At 73.6% G+C, this 1,258-nt stretch carries 1 protein-coding gene; it reads right to left on the bottom strand.

Annotation, left to right across the window (positions count from 1 at the left end; all coding sequences use genetic code 11):
* Positions 1-19: 19 nt before the first annotated feature.
* On the bottom strand, positions 20-976 hold the full coding sequence (locus EHS43_RS44810) for a hypothetical protein (RefSeq protein ID WP_125196081.1): 957 nt from the start codon (positions 974-976) through the stop codon (positions 20-22).
* Positions 977-1,258: the final 282 nt, after the last annotated feature.

Below are 1,258 nucleotides of genomic sequence, written 5' to 3'. Positions count from 1 at the left end.
ACCCGGTGCGTCGCCCTGTTCACTCCCAGTCCCACCCGATCCCCACCACCCCCGAGCGCACCCGCGGCTCGACCAGGTGGACCGAGTGGTGCCGGCCGGTGAGGGACAGTTCCCGGCGGCCGCTGCGGGGTGCGGCGGGGGAGTGCTGGGCGAACCGGTGACAGCGCAGGGGCAGCGCGTTCTCGTCGAACCGGACCTGGAGCGCGTACTGCCCGCCGGGCGAGCCGAAACCGCGGACGTACTCGCGGGACACCCCGGCCGTGCCGTCCTCGACGCAGTAGCGGAACAGGAAGGTGTCCCCGGCCCGCAGCCGGGCGTCGAGGAGCAGCTCGGCCACCAGCACCCCGGTGTCGTGGTGCGAACGGACGCGTCCCGTACGGCAGTTCTCCAGGGCGTGGACGGTCATGTGCTCCGGCACGCACCCCGGGTCGCCGTGGTGGACGGCGATGAACCGGTCGACGCCCTCGCGGTGGGCGCGCACGATGTGGTGCGACTCGCGGCCGCGCAGCTCGCGGCGCGCCCCGATGTCTATGCGCTCGTGATGGCCGAGGGTGTGCAGCCCGCTGTCGGGCGGTGAGTCCAGCTCGCCCAGCAGTTCTCCCAGGACGTCCGAGGCCGCGAGCAGGGAGCGGTAGGAACGGGTCGCGGGCCGCTCGGCGGCCGAGCGGTCCTCGTCCTCGGCGAGCAGCCGGATCAGCGACTCCTCCGGCAGCTGGAGGATCTCCTCCAGCGCCCGCACGGCCCGCAGCGACTCGGGGCGCTGCGGGCGCCGGGCGCCCTGCTGCCAGTAACTCAGGCTGGTGACGCCGACCTTGACCCCGTAGCGCGACAGATGGTGCTGGACGCGCTGGAGCGGCAGCCCCCGCGCCGCGATCGCGGCGCGCAGCGCGACGTGAAAGGGGCCGCCTCGCAGGACCGAGTCCAGTTCCGCGTGGGCGACGTCGACGTCGTCCGCGTGCTGTGTGGCGTGCGGCATGCAGGGGCCTTTCTGTACAGGTCCGGACGGCTGGTCAGGCCGTCCGCGAGGGTGTGCCGGGGCCGTCCGTGGCAGTGGCGGGAAAGGCTGCACAGCCGTAAGCCGTCGTTCCCGGCCCCGAGTTCCCCCGCATTGAAGCGTGTTGACCAAGTCCCGACAACACCTGTTGCCGAACGGTGGTGTACTCCCGGCCGGTCGACGGCCCGTCTCCTCGCCGGCTCCCGCGCCGGCCCCGACTCCCTGCGCGGCATCCAGGACCGGGCCGCCCGCGCACCCCACCCA

Source organism: Streptomyces sp. RP5T, from assembly GCF_003933965.1.
Taxonomy (GTDB): Bacteria; Actinomycetota; Actinomycetes; order Streptomycetales; family Streptomycetaceae; genus Streptomyces.
This window is presented reverse-complemented; position numbering and strand designations above follow the sequence as displayed.

Coding starts and splice junctions, on each gene's coding strand:
- EHS43_RS44810 (WP_125196081.1), bottom strand. CDS start 976: ATGCCGCACGCCACACAGCACGCGGACGACGTCGACGTCGCCCACGCG.